We start from the raw sequence: 17,824 nt of genomic DNA, 5'->3' as shown, positions 1-17,824 counted from the left end.
AACACAAAATAAACAGAATTGATTGAGCAATTAAGAACCCATCGTAAGTCTATGCAGTAATAGGAAAGATTTGTGAGTGAGAGTGCTTAGGGGAGAATATGTTATCAAGAGAAATGGTTCTAGGCTTATTGCAAACACTGCAACAAAATGGCAATGAACATCAACAAATTGAAGCAAAAAAGGCACAATATATTGGTGATTCTATTATGCAAACGGTGTGTGCTTTTGCCAATCAACCTGTGGGAGAGAAAAGTTATTTGCTTTTAGGTATCTCTGAACCTGATGAACAGCACAACAACTATTGGATATCAGGTGTAGATGCTCTGGATGAGTTGCTCAATAATTTGCATAATAATTGCCGTACTCAATTTAATTATCCTGTACCTATTGATGTTGGTTTCGCTCAAGTGAACGGGAAATCCATAGTTGCAGTTGAAATCATTGGGCTTGATGTGCATTCTAAACCCTGTGGGTTTGTGGGAAAAAGTAAAAAAAATTTTACCAAAACAGGCGTTTGGTTACGTGGTATCAATGGAGATTATGAAGCCAATCAACGAGATTTAGAACCTTTTATTATGGCGAAAATGGGTAGTTCTTTTGAACAACATATTTTGTCTGATAGTACAATGGACGATATTGACCCAAATATGATTGAGTTATACCGTAAATTGCGCGCAAAAATCAGACCTAATGCACCAGAACTCACTTATAGCGATTTAGATTTACTTAAAGCTTTTAATCTTGTTAAAAAATCATCAACAGAATATCAACCAAACATAGCTGGATTATTGCTCTTTGGCTCTCAAGCTGCATTACGTCGTTTATTACCTATGGCTCGTGTGGATTATATTCGTCATAAAGGGAAACAATGGGTAGAGGCTGGTGAAGAACAACGTTTTGCATATACACAAGATTTTCGAGAATCGTTAATTTCAATGGTTCATCGTCTTGAAGCGACTATTTTAGATGATTTGCCACATCATTTTAATTTAGAAGAGGGGCAAATCCAGCGTAATGATGTGCCATTATTGCCAGCAAAGGTTATTCGTGAAGCGGTTGTTAATTTATTAATGCATCGCGATTATTCTGTCAATCAACCCTCACAAATTAACCGTTTTAGTAATCGGATTGAAATGCAAAATGCAGGCTATTCTTTAAAACCCCTTGAGGAGATGGGAAGTACAAGCTCAATAACTCGAAACCCACTAATTGCTGCTGTGTTATATGATCTACAATATGCAGAAACAAAAGGCAGTGGTGTAACTATAATGAGAAATGAATTAAAGTCTGTGGGATTAACCTTACCATTGTTTAAAAGTAATCAAGATTCGAATCAATTTAAAGCCACGTTTTTGCTACATCAGTTAATTAATGAAGAGCAGATTCAATGGTTAAAAAGCATTACCAAAAAATCATTGAATGATCATGAAGCAAATGCATTACTTATTGCGAAAGAAATGGGCTATGTTGATAATGCGACATTAAGAGAAATTACGGGATTAGATACTTTATCCGCAAGTAAGTTACTACAAAAATTGTGCAAGTATAATCTGCTGATTATGCAAGGAAAAGGACGAGATACGTCTTATCTTTTAGCTAACTTATATAATGGTCAGTTACAATATGATGGCGCAGTAAGATACGATAGCAAACCTGCACAGTTCGATAGCAAACCTGCACAGTTCGATAGCAAACCTGCACAGTTCGATGGCAAACCTGCACAGTTCGATGGCAAACCTGCACAGTTCGATGGCAAACCTGCACAGTTCGATGGCAAACCTGCACAGTTCGATGGCAAACTTATACAGTTAGATACTAAAAAGTCAAATGCTGAGCATATTAAAGAAGTTATTTTAGAAATTTGCTTAGAACAATATTATTCATCTAGTGAAATAAGTGATTCTATTCGACGTAATAAAAATTGGTTGAGAACCTATTTGCGAACAATGTTAGAACAGGGATTGCTTAACACACGCTATGATTCTCCTAATCATCCAAAACAAGCTTATAAAACAAGTCCTATAGGTATTGAATGGTTGGAGCAAAAAGGGAAGAAAAAATGAGCCGAATCTAGGTATAGTAAACTTTAAAAAATAGGTGAAGTTTAAGTAAGGGAAGGGAAATTTCTTCCATATCATGAAATGAATACTCTGAATACAAGCGATTTATTTTATACAATTGATTATTTTTAACTTAAAAGGACTAAAATGCAAAACATCATCATCATCGACACAGGCTGTGCCAATCTTTCATCGGTAAAATTTGCCATTGATCGATTGGGTTATAACGCAGAAATCAGCCGAGATTTAAATAAAATTCAACAGGCGGATAAATTACTTTTGCCCGGAGTGGGGACGGCAAATGCCGCTATGCATAATTTACAGCAACGTGAATTAATCGCCACTATTCGTTCATTAACACAACCTGTTTTAGGCATCTGTTTAGGTATGCAGTTAATGACTGAATATTCGACAGAAGGTAACGTGGAAACCTTGAAACTGATGAGTGGACGTACTGAATTATTGCCTGATACAGGTTTACCTTTGCCGCATATGGGTTGGAATCAAGTGCAATTTTCTACAAATGAGGCATTGTTTGCAGATATTCCTGTCGGTAGTTATTTCTATTTTGTGCATAGTTTTGCCGTATTACCAAATGAAAATACGATTGCAACTTGTGAGTATGGGGTGCCATTTTCTGCTGCATTACATAAAGATAATTTTTATGGCGTACAGTTCCATCCAGAGCGTTCTGGTAAAGTCGGAGCACAGTTATTACGTAATTTTATCGAAAAAATATAAGAGAAAAATCAACAGGATCAAACATGACAAAATCAATTATTATTCCTGCCTTAGATTTAATTAATGGTCAGGTGGTGCGTTTACATCAAGGCGATTATGCTAAGCAGACGACTTATAGCGATAATCCAATTGAACAATTTGCCGAGTATGTGCAGCAAGGCGCAGAACAATTACATTTAGTCGATTTAACTGGGGCAAAAGATCCAAAAGCACGTCAAACTACGCTAATTGGAAAAATTATTGCGGCTACGAATTGTCCGGTACAAGTTGGTGGCGGTATCCGTACTGAACAAGATGTGGCAGATTTATTAGCAGTGGGCGCTAATCGAGTGGTGGTAGGTTCAACGGCGATTAAGCAACCGGAAATGGTGAAAGGTTGGATGCAAAAATATGGCGCTGAAAAATTTGTCTTAGCCTTAGATATTAATATTGTTGCAGGTAAAAAGTTGATTGCAATTCATGGCTGGCAAGAAACCAGTGAACTCACTTTAGAACAAGCGATTGAAGATTTCGCTCAAGTTGGCTTGCAACACGTTCTTTGTACTGATATTTCCAAAGATGGTACGTTAAGCGGTTCAAATGTTGCTCTTTATCAAGAAATTTGTGCGAAATATCCACGAATCCAATTCCAATCTTCGGGCGGTATTGGTTCATTAGCAGATATTGCAGCGTTAAAAGGAGCTGGCGTGGCTGGAGTGATTGTTGGTCGAGCTTTATTAGAAGGTAAATTTACGGTAGCGGAGGCAATTGAATGTTGGCAAAACGGATAATTCCTTGTTTGGACGTGCGTGATGGGCAAGTAGTAAAAGGTGTGCAGTTCCGCAATCACGAAATTATTGGCGATATTGTGCCATTGGCGAAACGTTATGCTGAAGAGGGCGCCGATGAATTAGTGTTTTATGATATTACCGCTTCATCTGATGGTCGCACAGTGGATAAAAGCTGGGTGGAACGTGTTGCACAAGTCATTGATATTCCTTTTTGTGTCGCTGGTGGGATTAAAACTATTGCAGATGCGGAACAAATTTTTGCTTTTGGTGCTGATAAAATTTCGATTAATTCACCAGCATTAGCCAATCCTGATTTGATTAACCAATTGGCAGATCGTTTTGGTGTGCAGGCGATTGTGGTTGGAATTGATAGTTGGTTTGAGCAAGAAACGGGTAAATATTGGGTTAATCAATACACAGGTGATGAAAAGCGTACACGTCAAACCAATTGGCAAACTATTGATTGGGTGCAAGAAGTACAAAAACGTGGCGCAGGTGAAATCGTGCTTAATATGATGAACCAAGACGGCGTACGTAATGGTTATGATTTAGTGCAACTCAAAAAAGTGCGTAAAGTGTGCCAAGTTCCTTTAATTGCTTCTGGTGGTGCTGGAGAGATGGTGCATTTCAGAGATGCTTTTGTGGAAGCTAATGTAGATGGTGCCTTAGCGGCGAGTGTCTTCCATAAACAAATTATTAATATTGGCGAATTAAAACAGTATTTAATTAACGAATATATTGCAATTAGAAGTTAGGTAAAAACAATGTCAGATAAACAACTTATAGAACAAATTAATTGGCAAAAAGTAGATGGATTATTGCCAGTAATTGTACAAAATGCCGATACTTGCGAAGTATTAATGTTAGGCTATATGAATCAAGAAGCGCTAGCAAAAACGTTAGCAGAGAAAAAAGTAACTTTCTTTTCTCGTACTAAACAACGTTTATGGACTAAAGGAGAAACTTCAGGGCATTTTTTAAATGTGGTGGATTATACGTTAGATTGTGATCGTGATACCTTATTAATTTTGGTGAATCCAATTGGAGCGACTTGTCACGAGGGAACAGATAGCTGTTTCTCACCAATTTCAGAAAACCCTAATTGGATTTTCTTTAGTAAGTTAGAAAAATTATTGAATGCACGTAAAGATGCCGATCCAAGTAGCTCTTATACGGCTTCACTCTATGCTAGAGGTACAAAACGTATTGCACAGAAAGTGGGTGAAGAGGGTGTAGAAACTGCTTTGGCAGCGACAGTACGTGATCGTGAAGAAACGATCTGTGAGGCGGCAGACTTGGCGTACCACTTAACCGTTTTATTACAAGATGCAAATTTAACTTGGGCAGATGTAATTAATAAATTAAAAGAACGTCATAAATAAAATCTAGTTCATAAAAAATGGCTTAATTTTCAGAGAGCAAAGTTAAGCCATTTTTGTTAGTAGCATCAATTACGCATTTTTCAAATAATCTAAGACGACTTGGTTATGTTCTCCAGTTTTGAATTTATCAAAGACTTTTTCAATAATGCCTTGTTCATTGATTAAGAAACTGATGCGATGAATACCGTCAAAAGTTCTACCCATAAATTTCTTTTCACCCCAAACGCCAAAAGCTTCTGCCACTTGATGATCAGGATCAGATAACAAAGTAAAATTTAACTCTTTCTTCTGCTCAAATTGTGCCAGTTTAGTTGGCTGATCAGGACTGATACCCAATACTTTGACATTTAATGCTTGCCATTCCGCTTGAGTATCACGAATACCACAGGCTTGTGTAGTACAACCGGGAGTAAGGGCTTTTGGATAGAAATAAACGAGTACTTTTTGTCCTTGAAAATCTTGTAATGATACTGGTTGAGAATGTTGATCAAGTAATGTAAAAATTGGTGCTTTTTCACCAGCAGTTAATGTTTTCATCTTTTCTCCTTTTCGACGAAATAACTTTTCTACAGAATTATAGCGAAAAATAAAAAAATTGCTTGCAATGTAAGGTAATTTTGGCAAGCTAGAAAGCATCGTTTTATTCAGACTGTATCAGCATTTTTGCAAAGTACAACAACAAAAAATCTCAGGAGTAATTATGTCATCACAACCTTTATTTTCAGGCAGTATCGTTGCCTTAGTCACCCCAATGGATAGCGCAGGCGAAGTCAATTACGGACAATTAAAAAAATTAGTAAATTACCATATTGAAGCAGGCACAAGTGCGATTGTTTCGGTGGGTACTAGCGGTGAAGCAGCAACATTAAGCATTGAAGAAAATATCAAAACTATTCTTAAAACAGTTGAATTTGCCGATGGACGTATTCCAGTTATTGCAGGCGCAGGCGCCAATGCGACCAGCGAAGCAGTCACAATGACGAAATTATTAAATGGCAGCGGTATCGCAGGTTGTTTAACCGTTGTGCCTTACTACAATAAACCAACTCAACAAGGAATGTATCTACATTTCAAAACCATTGCTGAATGCACTGATTTACCACAAATTTTATATAACGTACCAAGCCGTACTGGCAGCGATTTATTACCGGAAACTGTGGGGCGTTTAGCAGAAATTCCAAATATTGTTGGGATTAAAGAAGCAACTGGCGATGTTAGTCGTGTACAAAAAATTAAAAAATTAGCGGGTGAAGATTTTATTGTATTAAGTGGCGATGATGCGACTTTCTTAGATTCTATGAAAGCAGGTGGGGAAGGGGTTATCTCGGTAACCAATAACGTGGCTGCTGCTGATATGGCGAAAGTTTGTGCTTTAGCACTAGCAGGTAAATTCGACGAAGCTGAAGAAATTAACCAACGTTTAATGGCGTTACACCACGATCTCTTTGTTGAATCTAACCCAATTCCAGTGAAATGGGCTTGCTATAAATTAGGTTTAATTGATGAACCAACATTGCGTTTGCCGTTGACTACTTTGAGTGAAGAAGCACAACCAAAAGTTATTAAAGCACTGCAAATTGCAGGATTATTATAAAGAATAGGAAAACAGGCATTTTGCCTGTTTTTTGTTTTAAAGGAGTCTTATGAGTTATCAAGTTATTGCATTTGATTTAGATGGCACATTATTAAATAGCGAAGGAAAAATCTTACCGAGTAGCATTGCAGCAATTCAACAAGCAAGAGCGCAAGGTAAAAAAGTGGTTTTAGTAACAGGCAGACATCACACTGCGGTAAAACCCTATTATTATGAGTTAGGATTAGATACACCAGTAGTTTGCTGTAATGGCACTTATCTGTATCAAATGGAAACGGATAATGTGTTAGCCGCAAATCCGTTAACAGCAGAAAAAGCGAAAAAGATTCTTGATCTAGCTTATCAATATGGTTCACACGTTTTATTGTATTCACGTGATGCAATGAATTTTCAAACTTTTAATCCACATATGGAAAAGTTCAAAGCGTGGGCAGATGGCTGCGAACTTGCAGTACGACCAAATGTACGACAAGTACCAGACTTATACCATTTCATTACCAGTGGTGACATTATTTGGAAATGTGTGATTAGTGCACCGAGTCGTGAAGTGATGTTGCAAGTGGTGGATAATTTACCTAGTGATCAGTTTAGTTGTGAGTGGTCGTGGATTGATCGGGTAGATATTGCAAATATTGGTAACACTAAAGGTGGGCGCTTGTTAGAGCTACTAGCGTTATGGGGTGTTGATCCTAAAGATGTTATCGCTTTTGGTGATAATCATAACGATACCAGTATGCTAACGGCTGTTGGTCTTGGTGTAGCAATGGGAAATGCTGAAGAAGAAGTTAAACAGCAAGCGAAGCTCGTTACTAAAAGTAATGACGATAATGGTATTGCGGAAGTATTAATACAATATCTTGATTAATATTTTTAGTGGAATGAATATGAAAGTCATTGGATTATTAGGTGGAATGAGCTGGGAAAGCACCGTTTCTTATTACCAAATTATCAATCAGCAAATTAAACAACGTCTTGGTGGATTACATTCTGCAAAGATAGTCCTTTATAGTGTTGATTTTGCAGAAATTGAGAGATGTCAGGTTAGTGGTGATTGGGATAAAAGTGCAGAGATATTAGCCAATGCTGCGCAAAAATTGGCGCTAGCTGGTGCAGATTTTATATTAATTTGTACCAATACTATGCATAAAGTTGCGCCTCAAATTGCAACACAAATAAATATTCCGATTATTCATATTGCAGATGCAACGATTGAACAATTACAAAAACATCATATTAATAAAGTGGCTTTGTTGGGCACAAAATATACGATGATTGAAGATTTTTATAAACAAAGAATTATAGATCAAGGTATTGACGTATTAATTCCTAAGCAAAGTGATATTGAAGAGATTAATCGTATTATTTTTACTGAACTTTGTCTTGGTAAAGTAGAAGTATCATCTCGTCAAACATTTCAGCGTATTATTAATGAAGGGGCTGAAGTAGATTAGCACTTATGCTAAGCTACAAAAATGAAGATAACCAATTGTAAACTAAAGAAATCTATACAAAGAAAACTGCTTGAATTTTTTGTATTAGAAGTAACAGCACGATCAGCAGCAGATTTGCTTGGCATTCAAGCCAATACTGCCATCTTGTTTTATCGAAAAATTCGTCTCGTTATCAGCCATCATTTAGCACTACAAGCACATGAACTTTTCGATGGCGAAGTAGAGTTAGATGAAAGCTATTTTGGTGGTGTGCGAAAAGGGAAAAGAGGTCGGGGTGCAGCTGGTAAAATGGTGGTGTTTGGCATGCTTAAACGCCATGGAAAAGTTTACACAGTAACTGTACAAAACACTAAGACTGATACCTTACTTACTGTTATTAAAAAGAAAATACAACCAGATAGCATTGTTTATACAGATTGTTATCATAGCTATGATGTGCTAGATGTTAGTGAGTTTACGCATTATAGAATTAACCACAGTACTCATTTTGCTGAGCGGCGAAATCACATTAATGGGATAGAGAATTTTTGGAATCAAGCAAAGCGTGTGCTAAGAAAGTATAATGGAATTGATCGAAAATCTTTCCCTCTTTTTTTGAAAGAATGTGAGTTTCGTTTCAATTATGGGACACCATCTCAACAGCTCAAAATCCTGCGGAAATGGTGTCAGATTTAACGCTAATCTACTTCAGCCCCTTAATGAATTACAACAACAAGGTGCGGAAGGTGTTATTTTAGGTTGTACTGAGCTTGGTTTATTAATCAAAGAACAAGATATTGAGTTGCCAATTTTTGATACCACCATTATTCACGCGCAAAGTGCAGTAGAATTAGCACTGCAATAGTGTTCTAGTTACCAGTATATTTTGTTATCCGTCCTTTACGGGCAAAGCCAAATAAGGTGAAATGGTGTTGTTCCGCCATTTCTACCGCAAGTGCAGTTGGCGCAGAAATCGCTACTAACATCTCGATCCCACAAGCTAGACATTTTTGTACCATTTCATAACTTGCCCGACTACTAACAAACACAAAACCTTGAGGGCGTTGATGTGTGGCATACCAACCTAATAATTTATCCAATGCAACGTGACGTCCCACATCTTCACGCAAAGCAAGTAACTCACCTTGCGGAGTAAAGAACGCTGCTGCGTGCGTCGCTCCAGTTTCTTTCGCGAGTAATTGATGTTGTTCTAATTGTGCTAAGCAGTTGTCAATTAATGATGGATCTAAGGTAAAAGTGCTTTCTGTTTTTGCATATTGACGCTGCACTTGTTGTAGTTGTTCAACACCGCAAATCCCGCAACCAGTACGCCCAACTAGATTACGGCGATGTTCTTTAAGTGCGACAAATTGGCGTGTTGATAACTCGATTTGCACTTCAATACCGTTACAAGTTTCTTCGATATCAATGCCATAAATTTGTTTTGGATCGTTGATAATGCCTTCTGTTAATGAAAAACCGATAGCAAACTCTTCTAAGTCTTGCGGTGTACACATCATTACACTATGGGAAATGCCGTTATAGACAAGAGCAACAGGCATTTCTATGGCAAGACTGTCTAATTTTTCCTCTCCAATTGGATTAAATGAAAAATAATTGTTATTTTTTTGATATAAAACACATTTCTTTTTTATGAGTTGCATCAAATTTTCCTCAAAATACCTATAATAAGTAGGTGTTTCTTTCGGTTGACAGGCATATGCTTGCAACAGTAGTCCACAAGGGGTCATTGATTATATTACAAAGAAAGAGTAATCTACACCTCGAAAATGTAAGGATTACATTTTGATCACAAAATAAAATAGATTTATTAACTTCTACTCACTACTATCCAACAAGGAGTATCTATGCAGGTCACAAGAAGAAAATTCTTTAAGATCTGTGCAGGTGGAATGGCAGGGACTTCTGCTGCCATGCTCGGATTTGCGCCAGAAGTGGCGTTAGCAGCTCCTCGCGAGTATAAATTACTCCATACGACTGAAACGAGAAATACCTGTACTTACTGTGCTGTTGGCTGTGGAATGTTGCTATATTCCATCGGCGATAAGGCCAAAAATGCTAAAGGAAAACTATTCCATATCGAAGGCGATCCAGATCATCCAGTAAGCCGTGGTGCGCTTTGCCCTAAAGGGGCTGGTGCGTTGGATTATGTAAACAGTCCAAATCGTTTGCAATATCCTGAATATCGTGCGCCAGGTTCAAAAGAATGGAAACGTATTTCTTGGCATGATGCGATTACCCGTATTGCACGTTTAATGAAAGATGACCGCGATGCTAACTTTATTGAAGCTAACGCAGAAGGAACACCAGTAAACCGTTGGCTAACAACAGGAATGCTCGCCGCATCAGCAGCAAGTAACGAAACTGGGATCTTGACCCAAAAATGGGTAAGAATGCTCGGTATCCTTTCTGTTGACAACCAAGCGAGTATCTGACACGGACCAACGGTAGCAAGTCTTGCTCCATCATTTGGTCGCGGTGCGATGACCAATCACTGGGTTGATATTAAGAATTCCGATCTCGTTATCGTTATGGGCGGTAATGCCGCAGAGGCTCACCCTGTCGGTTTCCGTTGGGCGATTGAAGCGAAAAAAAATAATGGTGCGAAAATTATGGTGGTGGATCCACGTTTCCATCGTACCGCAGCTGTTGCTGATATTTATATGCCGCTTCGTTCAGGTACAGATATTGCCTTCCTTTCAGGGGTGATTAATTACCTATTAACTAACGATAAGATCCAACATGAATATGTAAAATATTACACAAATGCGACTTTCTTAGTAAATGAAGGCTTCAATTTTGAAGATGGATTATTTACTGGTTACGATCCTGAAAAACGCCAATATGATAAAGCGACTTGGTCTTATCAATTGGACGAAGAGGGTTTTGCAAAACGTGATATGACAATGCAAGATCCACGTTGTGTAATTAATCTCTTGAAAAAACACGTTTCACGCTATACACCAGAAATGGTTGAACGTATTTGTGGAACTAAACAAAAAGATTTCAAAATTTTCTGTGAAGAAATTGCGAAAACAGCTGATCCAGCTAAAGCAGCAACCTTCTTGTATGCACTAGGTTGGACACAACATAGTGTCGGTTCGCAAAATATTCGTACCATGGCAATGATCCAATTATTACTTGGTAATATTGGGGTTGCGGGTGGTGGTGTTAACGCATTACGCGGACACTCAAACGTACAAGGTATCACAGACTTAGGTTTATTCCCGCATATGCTACCGGGATATATGGGATTACCAACCGATAAAGATGTTTCGTTAGAAGCGTATCTCAATCGTATTACACCGAAACCAACACAAAAAGGTCAGGTGAACTATTGGGGCAATACACCGAAATTCTTTATCAGTATGTTGAAAACTTTCTTCGGTGCTAACGCGACTGCTGAAAATCAATTCGGCTATCACTATTTACCGAAGATGGATCAAAAATATGATCACTTCCGCTTCATCGATATGATGTATGCAGGAAAAGTAAATGGTTATCTCTGCCAAGGATTTAACCCAATTGCTTCTTATCCAGATAAGAACAAGGTACTTACTGCATTAAGTAAGTTGAAATTCCTTGTAGTAATGGATCCATTAGCGACAGATACCTCTAATTTCTGGCAAAACTATGGTGAATACAACGATGTGAAAACTGAAGATATTCAAACTGAAGTTTTCCGTTTACCAACCACCTGTTTCGCGGAAGAAGATGGTTCTATTGCTAACTCTGGCCGTTGGTTGCAATGGCACTGGAAAGGTGCAGATGCTCCGGCAGAAGCGAAACCAGATATCGCAATTCTTTCTGAAATTCGTGAAGCTTTAATTGAGCTTTATGAAAAAGAAGGCGGTCGTGGTGTTGAACAACTTAATGCAATGAGTTGGAATTATCTCAACCCAAGCGAACCAACAGCAGAAGAATTAGCGAAAGAAAATAACGGTTATGCGTTGGAAGATCTTAAAGATCCTAATGGTGTAGTGCTTGTGAAGAAAGGCGAGCTATTACCAAGTTTTGCTTTCTTACGTGATGATGGTACTACTTCATCTGGTAACTGGATCTATACCGGCCAATGGACTGAAAAAGGTAATATGATGGCTCGCCGCGATAGCTCAGATCCATCAGGATTAGGTAATACCTTAAATTGGGCGTATGCATGGCCATTAAACCGCCGTATTATCTACAACCGCGCATCAGCAGATTTACAAGGTAAACCTTGGAATGCGAAACGTCAGTTGGTGAAATGGAATGGTAAAAACTGGAACTATGTGGATGTGGCTGACTTTAGTACAGCGCCTCCAGGCAGTGACGTAACACCATTTATTATGCAACCTGAAGGGGTTTCTCGATTGTTTGCAATTGATAAGATGGCTGAAGGTCCGTTCCCAGAACATTATGAACCACTTGAAACACCAATTGGTACTAACCCATTACATCCGAATGTGATTTCTAACCCAGTGGCACGTATCTTGCCATCAGATAAAGAATCGTTTGGATCTAATGATAAATTCCCATATGTGGGAACCACCTATCGTTTAACAGAGCATTTCCACTTCTGGACTAAACATTCACTATTAAATGTGATTGCACAACCAGAACAATTTGTGGAACTTAGCGAACAACTTGCTGCTGAAAAAGGTATCAAGCATGGCGATAAGGTGAAAGTAAGTTCAATTCGTGGTTATGTGAAAGCGGTTGCCGTAGTAACGAAACGGATTCGTCCATTAGAAGTGGATGGTAAAGTTGTTCATACCATTGGTATTCCGATTCACTGGGGCTTTGCTGGCGTAGGTAAGAAAGGCTTCTTTGCCAATAACTTAACGCCTCGTGTTGGTGATGCAAATACACAAACACCTGAATTCAAAGCATTCCTTGTGAATATTGAAAAAGTTGCGGAGGCGTAAATGGCAGTTCAAACTCAAGATATTATCAGAGCCTCAGCAACATCGGGGCTTACACCACCGCCACAAGTGCGTGATCACAAAGTTGAAGTGGCAAAACTGATTGATGTAACTACCTGTATTGGTTGTAAAGCCTGTCAAGTAGCTTGTTCTGAATGGAATGATTTACGTGCAGAGCCAGGTAATTGCGTCGGTGTTTATGACAACCCGGTTGATCTTGAACCGAAAGCATGGACAGTGATGAAATTCAACGAAGTTGAAGAGAATGATCGTCTTGAATGGTTAATCCGTAAAGATGGTTGTATGCACTGTTCTGATCCAGGTTGTTTGAAGGCTTGCCCTTCTCCAGGTGCGATTATTCAATATGCTAATGGGATTGTGGATTACCAATCTGATAAGTGTATTGGTTGTGGTTACTGTATTGCAGGTTGTCCGTTTAACGTACCGCGTATTAATCCTGAAGATAATCGTGCTTATAAATGTACCTTATGTTCAGATCGTGTCAATGTAGGACAAGAACCAGCTTGTGCGAAAACTTGCCCAACTGGTGCGATTCATTTCGGCAGTAAAGAAGAGATGTTACATTATGCAGAAAAACGTGTGGCAGATCTTAAGAGCCGCGGTTATGAAAATGCCGGTATTTACGATCCGCAAGGGGTTGGTGGTACTCACGTGATGTATGTTTTACATCATGCTGATCGTCCAGAATTGTATTCAGGGTTACCGAAAGATCCTCATATCAGTGAAGTTGTTTCACTCTGGAAAGGTGTGCTTAAACCACTTGCTGGTGTAGCAATGGGCGCATTAGCAGTAGGTGCGGCAGCGCACTATATTGCAATGGGACCAAACACTGAAGATCTTGAGGAAGAAGAAGTGATTAATCCACATGATCATGATGCGAAAGGAGGAAAATAATATGGTTGATTTAAACAAAAAAGTGTTGCGCCATAGCGTAAAAGAACGTTTAAGTCACTGGCTTGTTGTTTTCTGCTTTTTCACAACAGGTTTATCTGGACTTTCTTTCTTTTTCCAAGATTTTGCGTGGATTGCTGAGATTCTTGGTACACCGCAATTAGCACGTGTTGTACACCCGTTCACTGGTTTAATTATGATTGCCGCGTTTATGGTGTTATTTAAAACCTATTGGCGCGATAACTTAATTGAGAAGGGGGACTGGCGTTGGTTGTTAAACGTGGTAGAAGTGTTGAAAGGTAATGAGCATCATGTTGCTGATGTAGGTCACTACAATATGGGACAAAAATTATTGTTCTGGACATTGATTGGTGCTTTATTACTTCTTCTAGGCACAGGTATTATTATGTGGCGCCCATATTTTGCACCATCATTCCCAATTCCTGTTATCCGTATTGCGATCTTATTGCATGCTTGTAGTGCTATTGCATTAATTCTTGGCATTATGGTGCATATTTATATGGCAATTTGGGTGAAAGGCTCAATTACTGGAATGTTAGGTGGTAAAGTAACAGCGCGTTGGGCGAAGAAACACCATCCACGTTGGTATCGTGAAGAAATCGAACCGATTTTAAAACGAGAAGAACAACAAGGAAAATAATTAGATGAGTATTCGTATCTTACCAGAGAGCGAAATTCAACAAGCAGCGGAGGGGCTAACTAGCCCCCCGTTACTTTTCGCGAATCCAAAAAATTTATATCAGCGTCGAGCAAAAAGATTACGTCAATTGGCTGAAAATAGTCCGTTCAAAGATTATCTTGAGTTCACTGCAAAAGTGGTCGATGTACAATTACGCTTATTGCAAGAACAACCAATTGAAAAAGATCCTCGTTTAGACAAGGATGTATTAACTGAGGAAGTGTTAGCGGCGCAGCCATTACATTATCAACATTGGCAGCGTTCTCCGATTTGGCAAACTTTACTTACCAATTTATTGGAAGAGTGTAAAAGTTTTGCTGATGGTATGATTGCTGACACTATTGATACTTTAGAAAAAACATCGACACAAGAACGAGAAGATCTGGCAGATCGTTTATTAAATAATGAATTTGAGGCAGTACCAAGTGATCAAGCGCTATTTATTTGGGCAGCGTTAAATCTTTATTGGATACAATTAGTACAGCAAATTCCGCATCATGCAAATGCTGAATTAGGTGAGCATCGTCATTTCTGTCCTGTTTGTGGTTCTGCACCAATTACCAGTGTCGTCCATTTTGGCAGTACACAAGGTTTACGCTATGTTCATTGCGCATTATGTGAGAGTGAATGGAATATTGTACGCAGTAAATGTACTAATTGCGAAGAAACCGCACATATTGATTATTGGTCGCTAGATAGTGAACATGCACCAGTGAAAGCTGAAAGCTGTGACGATTGTAATAGTTATTTAAAAGTACTGTATCAAGAAAAAGATCCTGATGTTGAACCAGCAGCAGATGATTTAGCAACGTTGTTGTTGGATCATGAAATGGAAGAGAAGGGCTTTTCGCGGAGTGGGATAAATCCTTTGTTATTTCCGGTAGGTTAGTGTAAGGCTTGGTATCCCAAGCCTTTTTTGTTAAAGATATTTACGTAATTTCGCCGCAACATAACTACAACTTGCGATAATTTTTAACTGTTTCTGCTCAGTGAATTGCAATAAAGCTTTTAACAATTTATCGCCAATACCTTGGTTACGTAGGCTAGGATCAACAAAAGTATGATTCGCATCAATTGTTTGCGGATTGATATATTCATAAGTTAGTTCGGCTAACCGTTTATCCTGATCTTTAATGAAAAAAGTACCGATTTGACCGTTATCGCTATGTTGAATAGTTAATTCGTTCATTGTAATTTCTCCATAAACTCATCAATTTCCGTACTGAAAGGACTCTCTTCAGTCGGAATTTTCTTTTCCTCCGCTGCCCATTCACCAAGATCAATCAATTGGCAACGTTTACTACAAAATGGACGGTAAGGGCTTTCCTCTGACCAAATGACGTTTTTCTTACAAATTGGACAAGGTACAGAAACGATATCATCATCTGTATGCGACATAATATTTCCTTATTGCTGACTTAGCTGTAAATAGTGTTGATGTAGTGCAGTTACTTGTTGCTTTAACTGCATTTTATTTTCCATAAATGGTAGCTCATTGCTAATAATATCATCGGCTTTAGCAAGACGCTGTTGGCGAGAAACCTGTGCCTGCATAATGTTTTTAATTAGCTCAATTGAGTTATGATCTCGTTGGCTGGCTCGTTGCAGTTGTGTTTCTTCACTAACATCAATAACAAGAATGCGATTGCAATAAGTTTCCAAATGATTTTCAAATAATAAAGGTACTACCCATAATACATAAGGAGCATCAATTTTATGCAATTGCTGCAACATTTCTTCACGAATTGCAGGATGTAACAATTCATTGAGCCAAGTTTTTTCCTGCGGTTGTTGAAACACTTTTTCCCGTAAGGCGGCACGATCTAATTCACCTGTTGGCAATAAAATCTCTGCCCCAAAATGTTGCACAATTTTTGCCAATAAAGGCGAACCTTTTTCCACTACTTGCCGAGCGACAATATCGGCATCCACAATTGGCACACCCAATTCGGCAAACAGATTAGCAATGGTACTCTTACCGCAGCCAATGCCACCGGTTAATCCCACGATATAAGACATAATGTTGATTTAAAAATTAGAGGATATTGGATAAATAATAAATATAACGGTTGCCTATTATACAAAAGATCAAAAATAAGGAATATAGTTCAATAGTTATGGAAATGTTAAATTTTGTTTGAGGTTTTGTTTTTTTGACTCAATAAATAAAATATGGATATTTAATAAAGTAAAGAAATAAGTTCTTTATATAATAAATTATTGACTTCACTAATTAAATAATTTTTAATTGAAATACCTCTTATCTTTCAAATACTTTCTTTTTTGAGGGGGGGGGGGGGGGGAATTATTAAGATTACAAGGGGATTTTATGCAACAGCGATCGTTATTATTGTCAGTTTTAGGTTCTTTAATCTTAACAGCTTGCGGCGGCGGCGGTGGTGGCGGTGGTACCTCCGAGAATACAAATAAACAAATTACTCCAGTAAAAACCAATCAAACGATTACACAACCATCAATTAATTCAGTACCTGAAGAATTAAGAGAAGCAGTGAAAAAAAGCCAAAACTCAACCAGTATTAGGAGTATTTACTGAAGGTACTTATTATGTTGCCTTAAATAATCAGTTAATTAAAGACGGTATATATGATATGTCGAAGTTACCAGAAGGATTGAGCCAGGCTGCATATGAAGTAGTGGTCCAAGAAAATAAGGACTCTCAACCACTAAAAGTTAACGGTACAATGTTTATTTATAATCAGCCATTCTCCTTTGTACAAACAGCACTTGTACCAAAAGAATTAAAATTAGATGAAAAAGAATTTCTAAATAAAACATCGCATCTTTGGGGCTATCCTACTACAAAAGCATATTTAGATTCAGTTGCTGCCACAGCACCGACCTCTTTCTCATATAAGGGAGAGGCTTTTGATAGTAATGAAGTAGGAAAACTAGAATATCAAGTAGTATTTGTGACACCAACTGAGATTAGTGGATCAGGAAAGATTACTGGTTTGACTAGATCTGGTGATATTACTTTGAAGTCAGCTAATATAGAAGAGAGAAAATTTAATGGTGGTGATGTACAGTGGGGTTTTGTTGGAGACGCATCATCAGTTAAATCAGGAGATGGAAGATATCGAGCGGCATTATTTGGACCGAAAGCAGAAGAAGTTGCTGGCTTTGCAAGATTTGAACAGATTGAAAGTCCATATGATGTTGGTTTCGGAGGAAAACGAGCTGAAACGCCGAAAACTGATAAATAATGATGTTATTAATTTGTATTAAATAATTAACAGCTATCTAGATAGAAATCATAATATTTGGATAGCTTTTTTATGGCTTATAACAATGA

The 17,824-nt window shown here is 38.2% G+C and carries 21 protein-coding genes; 16 read left to right on the top strand and 5 right to left on the bottom strand.

Going from position 1 to position 17,824, the window contains the following annotated elements; translation table 11 throughout:
* Positions 1–98: 98 nt before the first annotated feature.
* The 5 genes from NYR30_RS09205 to hisIE all read left to right on the top strand — a co-directional run bounded on the left by NYR30_RS09205 (position 99) and on the right by hisIE (position 4,953).
* On the top strand, positions 99–2,063 hold the full coding sequence (locus NYR30_RS09205) for an RNA/DNA-binding domain-containing protein (protein ID WP_302500704.1): 1,965 nt from the start codon (positions 99–101) through the stop codon (positions 2,061–2,063).
* A 144-nt stretch (positions 2,064–2,207) separates the two neighbouring features.
* Positions 2,208–2,801 (top strand): imidazole glycerol phosphate synthase subunit HisH, encoded by a 594-nt coding sequence (gene hisH / locus NYR30_RS09200; RefSeq protein WP_066114124.1) that lies wholly within the window; start codon positions 2,208–2,210, stop codon positions 2,799–2,801.
* 23 nt (positions 2,802–2,824) lie between these two features.
* Positions 2,825–3,571 carry a 1-(5-phosphoribosyl)-5-[(5-phosphoribosylamino)methylideneamino]imidazole-4-carboxamide isomerase gene (gene hisA, locus NYR30_RS09195; protein ID WP_066114126.1) on the top strand — a complete coding sequence of 249 codons (747 nt, stop codon included), beginning with the start codon at positions 2,825–2,827 and terminating at the stop codon, positions 3,569–3,571.
* The gene (gene hisF / locus NYR30_RS09190) at positions 3,553–4,326 is read left to right on the top strand and encodes an imidazole glycerol phosphate synthase subunit HisF (RefSeq protein WP_066114128.1); all 774 of its coding nucleotides are present in this window, start codon (positions 3,553–3,555) and stop codon (positions 4,324–4,326) included. Before hisA ends, hisF begins: the two co-directional genes overlap by 19 nt.
* A 9-nt stretch (positions 4,327–4,335) precedes the next feature.
* Positions 4,336–4,953 (top strand): bifunctional phosphoribosyl-AMP cyclohydrolase/phosphoribosyl-ATP diphosphatase HisIE, encoded by a 618-nt coding sequence (gene hisIE, locus NYR30_RS09185; RefSeq protein ID WP_066114131.1) that lies wholly within the window; start codon positions 4,336–4,338, stop codon positions 4,951–4,953.
* 69 nt (positions 4,954–5,022) lie between these two features.
* On the opposite strand, the gene bcp is transcribed toward hisIE, so the two are convergent.
* Entirely contained in the window at positions 5,023–5,490 is a 468-nt protein-coding gene (bcp, locus tag NYR30_RS09180) for a thioredoxin-dependent thiol peroxidase (protein ID WP_066114134.1), read from the bottom strand.
* Between the two features lie 163 nt (positions 5,491–5,653).
* Here bcp and dapA point away from each other — a divergent pair, with 163 nt between their 5' ends.
* The 5 genes from dapA to NYR30_RS09155 are packed head-to-tail and all read left to right on the top strand — an operon-like array spanning position 5,654 to position 8,842.
* Entirely contained in the window at positions 5,654–6,547 is an 894-nt protein-coding gene (gene dapA / locus NYR30_RS09175) for a 4-hydroxy-tetrahydrodipicolinate synthase (protein WP_066114136.1), read from the top strand.
* Between the two features lie 49 nt (positions 6,548–6,596).
* Positions 6,597–7,412, top strand: coding sequence for a pyridoxal phosphatase (locus tag NYR30_RS09170; RefSeq protein ID WP_066114139.1), 816 nt, complete (start codon positions 6,597–6,599; stop codon positions 7,410–7,412).
* 19 nt (positions 7,413–7,431) lie between these two features.
* Complete coding sequence (locus tag NYR30_RS09165; protein WP_302500696.1) at positions 7,432–7,998, top strand: aspartate/glutamate racemase family protein; 567 nt, start codon at positions 7,432–7,434, stop codon at positions 7,996–7,998.
* Positions 7,999–8,019: 21 nt separating this feature from the next.
* Positions 8,020–8,673: an IS1595 family transposase gene (locus NYR30_RS09160; protein ID WP_115241497.1), complete on the top strand. Its 654-nt coding sequence runs from the start codon at positions 8,020–8,022 to the stop codon at positions 8,671–8,673.
* The gene (locus NYR30_RS09155) at positions 8,621–8,842 is read left to right on the top strand and encodes an aspartate/glutamate racemase family protein (protein ID WP_302500694.1); all 222 of its coding nucleotides are present in this window, start codon (positions 8,621–8,623) and stop codon (positions 8,840–8,842) included. Before NYR30_RS09160 ends, NYR30_RS09155 begins: the two co-directional genes overlap by 53 nt.
* Before the next feature lie 4 nt (positions 8,843–8,846).
* Here the strand turns inward: NYR30_RS09155 and fdhD are convergent, their stop codons facing one another.
* Positions 8,847–9,641: a formate dehydrogenase accessory sulfurtransferase FdhD gene (gene fdhD, locus NYR30_RS09150; protein WP_066114145.1), complete on the bottom strand. Its 795-nt coding sequence runs from the start codon at positions 9,639–9,641 to the stop codon at positions 8,847–8,849.
* 204 nt (positions 9,642–9,845) lie between these two features.
* Here fdhD and fdnG point away from each other — a divergent pair, with 204 nt between their 5' ends.
* From fdnG to fdhE, 4 genes are read left to right on the top strand one after another with little or no spacing between them, the layout of a single operon-like run.
* Entirely contained in the window at positions 9,846–12,902 is a 3,057-nt protein-coding gene (fdnG, locus tag NYR30_RS09145; RefSeq protein ID WP_302500689.1) for a formate dehydrogenase-N subunit alpha, read from the top strand.
* On the top strand, positions 12,903–13,814 hold the full coding sequence (gene fdxH, locus NYR30_RS09140; RefSeq protein ID WP_066108352.1) for a formate dehydrogenase subunit beta: 912 nt from the start codon (positions 12,903–12,905) through the stop codon (positions 13,812–13,814).
* A 1-nt stretch (position 13,815) separates the two neighbouring features.
* A complete protein-coding gene (locus tag NYR30_RS09135) occupies positions 13,816–14,472 on the top strand; it encodes a formate dehydrogenase subunit gamma (protein ID WP_066108349.1) in 657 nt (218 codons plus the stop codon).
* A 4-nt stretch (positions 14,473–14,476) separates the two neighbouring features.
* Entirely contained in the window at positions 14,477–15,400 is a 924-nt protein-coding gene (fdhE, locus tag NYR30_RS09130; protein WP_066108346.1) for a formate dehydrogenase accessory protein FdhE, read from the top strand.
* Positions 15,401–15,430: 30 nt separating this feature from the next.
* Here fdhE and NYR30_RS09125 read toward each other — a convergent pair whose 3' ends face one another.
* From NYR30_RS09125 to coaE, 3 genes are read right to left on the bottom strand one after another with little or no spacing between them, the layout of a single operon-like run.
* Positions 15,431–15,700 carry a GNAT family N-acetyltransferase gene (locus NYR30_RS09125; RefSeq protein WP_066114153.1) on the bottom strand — a complete coding sequence of 90 codons (270 nt, stop codon included), beginning with the start codon at positions 15,698–15,700 and terminating at the stop codon, positions 15,431–15,433.
* Positions 15,697–15,909 carry a DNA gyrase inhibitor YacG gene (yacG, locus tag NYR30_RS09120; RefSeq protein ID WP_066110367.1) on the bottom strand — a complete coding sequence of 71 codons (213 nt, stop codon included), beginning with the start codon at positions 15,907–15,909 and terminating at the stop codon, positions 15,697–15,699. Before yacG ends, NYR30_RS09125 begins: the two co-directional genes overlap by 4 nt.
* Before the next feature lie 9 nt (positions 15,910–15,918).
* Positions 15,919–16,530 carry a dephospho-CoA kinase gene (gene coaE / locus NYR30_RS09115; RefSeq protein ID WP_066110365.1) on the bottom strand — a complete coding sequence of 204 codons (612 nt, stop codon included), beginning with the start codon at positions 16,528–16,530 and terminating at the stop codon, positions 15,919–15,921.
* A gap of 310 nt (positions 16,531–16,840) precedes the next feature.
* Between coaE and NYR30_RS09110 the strand changes: the two genes are divergently transcribed.
* Positions 16,841–17,065: a hypothetical protein gene (locus NYR30_RS09110; protein ID WP_302500683.1), complete on the top strand. Its 225-nt coding sequence runs from the start codon at positions 16,841–16,843 to the stop codon at positions 17,063–17,065.
* A 55-nt stretch (positions 17,066–17,120) separates the two neighbouring features.
* Positions 17,121–17,735 (top strand): factor H binding protein domain-containing protein, encoded by a 615-nt coding sequence (locus NYR30_RS09105; protein WP_302500681.1) that lies wholly within the window; start codon positions 17,121–17,123, stop codon positions 17,733–17,735.
* Positions 17,736–17,824 lie beyond the last annotated feature (89 nt).

Source organism: Gallibacterium salpingitidis (assembly GCF_030517105.1).
Lineage (GTDB): Bacteria > Pseudomonadota > Gammaproteobacteria > Enterobacterales > Pasteurellaceae > Gallibacterium > Gallibacterium salpingitidis.
Note: the sequence above shows the minus strand (reverse complement) of the source record. Positions and strands in the feature narration are given on the sequence as shown.

Excerpts from the sequence above, each read along its gene's own strand:
- bcp (WP_066114134.1), bottom strand. The coding sequence starts at position 5,490 with ATGAAAACATTAACTGCTGGTGAAAAAGCACCAATTTTTACATTACTT.
- NYR30_RS09155 (WP_302500694.1), top strand. The coding sequence starts at position 8,621 with ATGGGACACCATCTCAACAGCTCAAAATCCTGCGGAAATGGTGTCAGA.
- NYR30_RS09160 (WP_115241497.1), top strand. The coding sequence starts at position 8,020 with ATGAAGATAACCAATTGTAAACTAAAGAAATCTATACAAAGAAAACTG.
- dapA (WP_066114136.1), top strand. The coding sequence starts at position 5,654 with ATGTCATCACAACCTTTATTTTCAGGCAGTATCGTTGCCTTAGTCACC.
- NYR30_RS09125 (WP_066114153.1), bottom strand. The coding sequence starts at position 15,700 with ATGAACGAATTAACTATTCAACATAGCGATAACGGTCAAATCGGTACT.
- fdhD (WP_066114145.1), bottom strand. The coding sequence starts at position 9,641 with ATGCAACTCATAAAAAAGAAATGTGTTTTATATCAAAAAAATAACAAT.
- hisA (WP_066114126.1), top strand. The coding sequence starts at position 2,825 with ATGACAAAATCAATTATTATTCCTGCCTTAGATTTAATTAATGGTCAG.
- NYR30_RS09110 (WP_302500683.1), top strand. The coding sequence starts at position 16,841 with ATGCAACAGCGATCGTTATTATTGTCAGTTTTAGGTTCTTTAATCTTA.
- fdxH (WP_066108352.1), top strand. The coding sequence starts at position 12,903 with ATGGCAGTTCAAACTCAAGATATTATCAGAGCCTCAGCAACATCGGGG.
- NYR30_RS09105 (WP_302500681.1), top strand. The coding sequence starts at position 17,121 with ATGTCGAAGTTACCAGAAGGATTGAGCCAGGCTGCATATGAAGTAGTG.
- fdhE (WP_066108346.1), top strand. The coding sequence starts at position 14,477 with ATGAGTATTCGTATCTTACCAGAGAGCGAAATTCAACAAGCAGCGGAG.
- NYR30_RS09205 (WP_302500704.1), top strand. The coding sequence starts at position 99 with ATGTTATCAAGAGAAATGGTTCTAGGCTTATTGCAAACACTGCAACAA.
- hisF (WP_066114128.1), top strand. The coding sequence starts at position 3,553 with ATGTTGGCAAAACGGATAATTCCTTGTTTGGACGTGCGTGATGGGCAA.
- hisH (WP_066114124.1), top strand. The coding sequence starts at position 2,208 with ATGCAAAACATCATCATCATCGACACAGGCTGTGCCAATCTTTCATCG.
- NYR30_RS09165 (WP_302500696.1), top strand. The coding sequence starts at position 7,432 with ATGAAAGTCATTGGATTATTAGGTGGAATGAGCTGGGAAAGCACCGTT.
- NYR30_RS09170 (WP_066114139.1), top strand. The coding sequence starts at position 6,597 with ATGAGTTATCAAGTTATTGCATTTGATTTAGATGGCACATTATTAAAT.
- hisIE (WP_066114131.1), top strand. The coding sequence starts at position 4,336 with ATGTCAGATAAACAACTTATAGAACAAATTAATTGGCAAAAAGTAGAT.
- coaE (WP_066110365.1), bottom strand. The coding sequence starts at position 16,530 with ATGTCTTATATCGTGGGATTAACCGGTGGCATTGGCTGCGGTAAGAGT.
- yacG (WP_066110367.1), bottom strand. The coding sequence starts at position 15,909 with ATGTCGCATACAGATGATGATATCGTTTCTGTACCTTGTCCAATTTGT.
- NYR30_RS09135 (WP_066108349.1), top strand. The coding sequence starts at position 13,816 with ATGGTTGATTTAAACAAAAAAGTGTTGCGCCATAGCGTAAAAGAACGT.